Origin of the sequence: Dietzia sp. DQ11-38-2 (assembly GCF_014145055.1) — a bacterium.
Lineage (GTDB): Bacteria > Actinomycetota > Actinomycetes > Mycobacteriales > Mycobacteriaceae > Dietzia.
On sequence record NZ_JAALDW010000050.1, the window covers coordinates 1 to 4695 of the forward strand.

The 4695-nt window shown below is 70.9% G+C and carries 4 protein-coding genes; 1 reads left to right on the plus strand and 3 read right to left on the minus strand.

Annotated features, from left to right (window positions below):
- The 3 genes from G6026_RS02250 to G6026_RS02260 all read right to left on the minus strand — a co-directional run.
- A partial coding sequence (locus G6026_RS02250; protein ID WP_182612135.1) for an alpha/beta fold hydrolase occupies positions 1 to 418 on the minus strand: 418 nt, incomplete at its 3' end.
- Positions 411 to 935: an SRPBCC family protein gene (locus G6026_RS02255; RefSeq protein WP_107755275.1), complete on the minus strand. Its 525-nt coding sequence runs from the start codon at positions 933 to 935 to the stop codon at positions 411 to 413. The genes G6026_RS02250 and G6026_RS02255, both read right to left, overlap by 8 nt.
- Before the next feature lie 56 nt (positions 936 to 991).
- Positions 992 to 3244 carry a catalase gene (locus G6026_RS02260; protein WP_182612136.1) on the minus strand — a complete coding sequence of 751 codons (2253 nt, stop codon included), beginning with the start codon at positions 3242 to 3244 and terminating at the stop codon, positions 992 to 994.
- Between the two features lie 215 nt (positions 3245 to 3459).
- On the opposite strand from G6026_RS02260, the gene G6026_RS02265 reads away from it, so the two are divergent.
- A partial coding sequence (locus tag G6026_RS02265; RefSeq protein WP_194307543.1) for an AI-2E family transporter occupies positions 3460 to 4695 on the plus strand: 1236 nt, incomplete at its 3' end.

Below are 4695 nucleotides of genomic sequence, written 5' to 3' on the forward strand. Positions count from 1 at the left end.
CCGTCAGCGACAGGACCCGGTCGGGGTGCCCGGCGGCCACGGCCCACGCCACGGCCGCGCCCCAGTCGTGGCCGACGACGTGGGCGGCGGGCAGGTCGGCACTGTCGAGCAGGCCGAGGACGTCCCCCACCAACTCGGAGAGTCGGTACGCTCGCCGTCCTGCAGGGCGGGCGGTGGAGCAGTAGCCGCGCTGGTCCAGGACCAGGGTGCGGAACCCGGCCGCGTGGAGGTGGGGGGCCACCGCGTCCCAGCTACTCGTGCGCTGCGGGAAGCCGTGGAGGAGAACCACGACGGGGCCGTCGGCCGGTCCGGAATCGATGGCCCGGAACCGGAGGCGACCCCGGGAGAACGTGATCTCCCGGGACGTCGCCGGTCCGGGTCGTGGCGGGGTCGGGCCGGGGACGGTCGGATCAGCCACGGACGTATCCTCTCCGGACAGCCCGCTCGAGGATGCCCAGGGTCGCTTTGAGCGCGGACGCGTCCAGCACCGGCAGGATGCCGGAGTCGCGCCACTTCGGGTGGGCCTCGGACCAGTCGTAGTAGCTCACGACCTCGGTCCCCTCGCCGAGCGGCGTCAGGCGGTACCCGTAGGTGTGACCGATGGGCGGCTTGATCTGGCCGTCGATGGTCCAGGCGATCTCCTCGCCCGGCACGAACCGGGTGATGATGACGGTCACGTCGTACCGGCCGAGGTCGTAGTCGCCGAGCGACTCACGGTCCATGTGGACGACGAACCGGTCGCCCGGGGCCGTGACCACCGAGCCCTCGGCGGACTGGAGCATCCCCGAGGAGTCGATGGCCACGTGACCGTCGGGATCGCAGAGTACGGCGAAGATCCGTTCCGCCGGCGCCGCGATGACCCGCCTGGCCTCGAGGCGGGTCCCGGGGGCGGCGTCGGCGGCCCCGGACGAGCTGGTCGGTTCGCTGTCCGTCATGGCGTCGACGCTACCCCCGGGTATCGGCCGGGCGCTGTGGTGAGGTGGGTTCCGCCTCAGACCCGTACGGGGTCCGGCCGGTCCCATGCGCGGTGGGTGGCGAGCAGCGGTTTGAGCGCGGGCAGGACCCCGGCCGCCTCGTCCACCACCACGACACCGGGTGAGTCGGTGGTGAGCCCCACGTCCGCGAGACCGTCGAGAGGAGCCAGCGAGGCGATCGCCTTCTTGTGCCGGAACATCTCGCTGAGCAGCACATCGGTCCTCGGGTGGGTGGGCAGATCCACCACGATGAGAGCGTCGAACTCGATCGACCGCTGGGTCTGATACGTCCGGGACACGGCGACGGTCGCATCCGGCTCGCCCTCGCCCAGCCGGCCACCGGTGGGGGCGATGACCAGCGGGACCATGTCGTCGGCGAAGACCGCCTGCTCGAGCTCCTTGACGGCGGCGACGTCGGACGCCTCGGTCACGAGAATCCCGATGAGGCGCCCGTCGGAGGGCCACTCGCGCCCGATCTGGGACAGCGCGGGGCTGGTGACGACCTCGGCCGTGGGCACCTCGGCGGGCGCTGGCAGACCGAGACCGGTGGCGACGGTGACGGCGAGGCCGTGGTCGATGCGGGCCAGTTGCTCCACCTGCCGGATCTTGATGTTCTCCTCGTAGCACTTGCCCAGTTCGAACGTGTAGGCGGCGGCGATGTGCTCCTGCTCCACCTCGGTCATGCTGGCGTAGAAGAGGGTCGCCTGTGAGAAGTGGTCGTCGAAGGTCGCCGGGGCGTCCCGGACCACCTGCGCGTCGGCGATCTGCTGCGCCACCTCCACCATCGCACCGTCGCTGGTGCCCGCGAGGAACGGGCACCCGCCGTCGAGGCTGTTCGGCTGGTACGGCGCGACCCCCACGTGATCGGCGGTCTGGTGCATCCCGTCGCGCAGCATGTCGTTGACCGGGGCGTGCGGCCGGTTGATGGGCAGCTGCCCGAAGTTCGGTCCGCCCAGGCGCGTGAGCTGGGTGTCGAGGTAGGAGAACAGCCGGCCCTGGAGGAGCGGGTCGCTGGTCACGTCGATGCCCGGCGCCAGGTGGCCCGGGTGGAACGCGACCTGCTCGGTCTCGGCGAAGTAGTTCTTGGGGTTGGCGTTGAGCGTCATGGTGCCGATCACCTGCACCGGCGCGAGCTCCTCGGGGACGATCTTGGTGGGGTCGAGCAGGTCGATCCCGTGGAACATCTCGCTGACGCCGTCGGAGTCCACGGTGTCGGGGAACACCTGGATCCCCAGATCCCACTTCGGGAACGCGCCGGCCTCGATGGCATCGGCCAGGTCCCGGCGGTGCAGATCGGGATCCATGCCGGCCGCGATCTGGGCCTCCTCCCACACCAGCGAGTGCACGCCGAGGTGGGGCTTCCAGTGGAACTTGACCAGGCTGGTCTCCCCCGCGTCGTTGATGAGCCGGAAGGTGTGGACCCCGAAACCCTCCATCGTCCGGTAGGAGCGGGGGATGCCGCGGTCGGACATGTTCCACATGGTGTGGTGCTGCGCCTCGGTGTGCAGGGAGACGAAGTCCCAGAACGTGTCGTGCGCGCTCTGGGCCTGGGGGATCTCGCGGTCCGGGTGGGGCTTGGCGGCGTGGACGACGTCGGGGAACTTGATCGCGTCCTGGATGAAGAACACGGGGATGTTGTTCCCGACCAGGTCCCACGTCCCCTCGTCGGTGTAGAACTTGGTCGCGAAACCACGGGTGTCGCGGACGGTGTCGGCGGAGCCGCGCGACCCGAGCACGGTGGAGAACCGGACGAAGACCTCGGTCTCCTTGCCGTCGGCGAAGACGCCGGCCTTGCACACCCTCGAGGCCGCGCCGTTGCCCACGAAGACCCCGTGCGCACCGGCGCCGCGGGCGTGGACCGCGCGCTCCGGGATCCGCTCGTGGTCGAAGTGCATGATCTTCTCGCGCAGGTGATGATCCTGCAGCAGGACCGGGCCGCGGCGGCCGGCCTTCTGGGAGTGGTCGGTCTCGGCCAGTCGCGCGCCCTGCGCGGTGGTGAGGAACTCACCCTGCTGGCGGGCGGCGTCCTCGGTATCGGAGGACTCCGCTCCGGTGGGGCTGTACGGCGTGGCGCCCTTCTGGTCCGGCTTGGGGGGAAGCGGTCCGGTGGGGTCGGTGGGCTCCTCGAGCGACGGGGGCTTGGGGGCCGGGACACCGGGGACGACGTCTCTGCCGCCGATGACCTCCTCGGCGAGTTTGCCGGCGGCGTCGGCGACCTTCTTGGCGGCCGCTTCGGCCGTCTTCGATGCAGCGGATTTCTTGTCAGACATGTGACTCCTCCGATGGGTTGGGTGTGAGTGCACGGGTGTCACACCGACTCTCCCACTCGGCGCGGACCGCGCAACCAGTCGCGGAGGAGGTCCGGTTGCCGTACGCTGCGCCGCCTCGTCGCCCGCACCCGCGTGTCCCCCCGCGCCTCCCCGACGGTGTGGCCGGGACTCACGAACCCGACGTCGACGGAGGTCAGCGCGCCTATGGTGTTCTCATGTCAACCCGCGGTGAGGACACCGGCACGACCGTGATCCCCCGAGCCCATCTCCCGTATCCGGTGGTGCTGGCGGCTGCCTGGGCGGCCTGCCTGCTGCTGATCGCCGGGGGCGGGTGGATCCTCGGACAGGCCATCGGCCGGTTGGCGATCATCCTGGCTCCGCTCGCCATCGCGGTGTTGCTCGCGGCCATGCTCCGACCGCTCGTGGACCGCGTGCCCCGGCAGGTCCCGCGGGCGCTGGCGTCCCTCGTCGTCGTCCTCGGTGTCCTGGCGCTGGTCATCGGGGCGCTGGCGGTGGTCACCACCCAGCTCGCGACCGGGGTTCCGGAGATGAGGGAGAAGATCGGCGGCGGCGTCGACACCGCACTGCGGTGGCTGGAGGACGGCCCGCTCCACCTCACCGCCGATCGACTCCAGGAGGCGGTCACCCAGGTCCGCAGCTGGATCGAGTCCCATTCCGAGGCCGTGGCCGCGGGCGCGGTCCAGTTCGGCCACACCGCCGTCGACGCGGTGGCCGGTCTGCTCATCTGCCTGGTCGCCCTGTTCTTCTTCCTCTACCAGGGGGAGAAGTTGTGGGTGTTCTTCGTCCGGTGGTTCCCCCGCGCGAGCCGGCTCACCGTCGATCGGGCGCTACGGCAGGGCTGGGGCAGTCTCGGCGCCTACACCCGCACGCAGCTGACCGTGGCCGCGATCAACGCCACCGGGGTGGGCCTCGGCGCGCTGGTGCTGCGCGTGCCCTTCGTGATCCCCATCGTTGTGGTGGTGTTCCTCGCGTCGTTCGTTCCCATCCTGGGGACTCTCGTCGCGGGGCTGATCCCCACGGTCTTGGCGCTGGTGGACCGGGGGCCGGTGATCGCCATCGCCATGCTGGCGATCGTCCTGGTGGTCCACCAGGTCGAGTCGCATCTGTTGCAACCGGTCCTCATGGGCCACGCGGTGGCGCTGCATCCGCTGGCCGTCATCGTCGTGGTGGCCGCGGGCACGTACCTGTTCGGCATCGTGGGAGCGCTGTTCGCCGTCCCCGTCACCGCCATGGCCAACACGGTGGTGAGATACCTGGCCGAGGGGAATGGTGACGACCCGGGCGTCGGCGGACCGGACGGGGGCGGACCGGACGGGGGCCCGATCGACGGGCCGGGGCCCGTGCCCGACCGGGCCAGTGTGTCCGGACCGGACCACGGGGACGACGACGGGGTCGATCCGCCGGTCGCTGCCTCCGATGGCGGCCCCGCC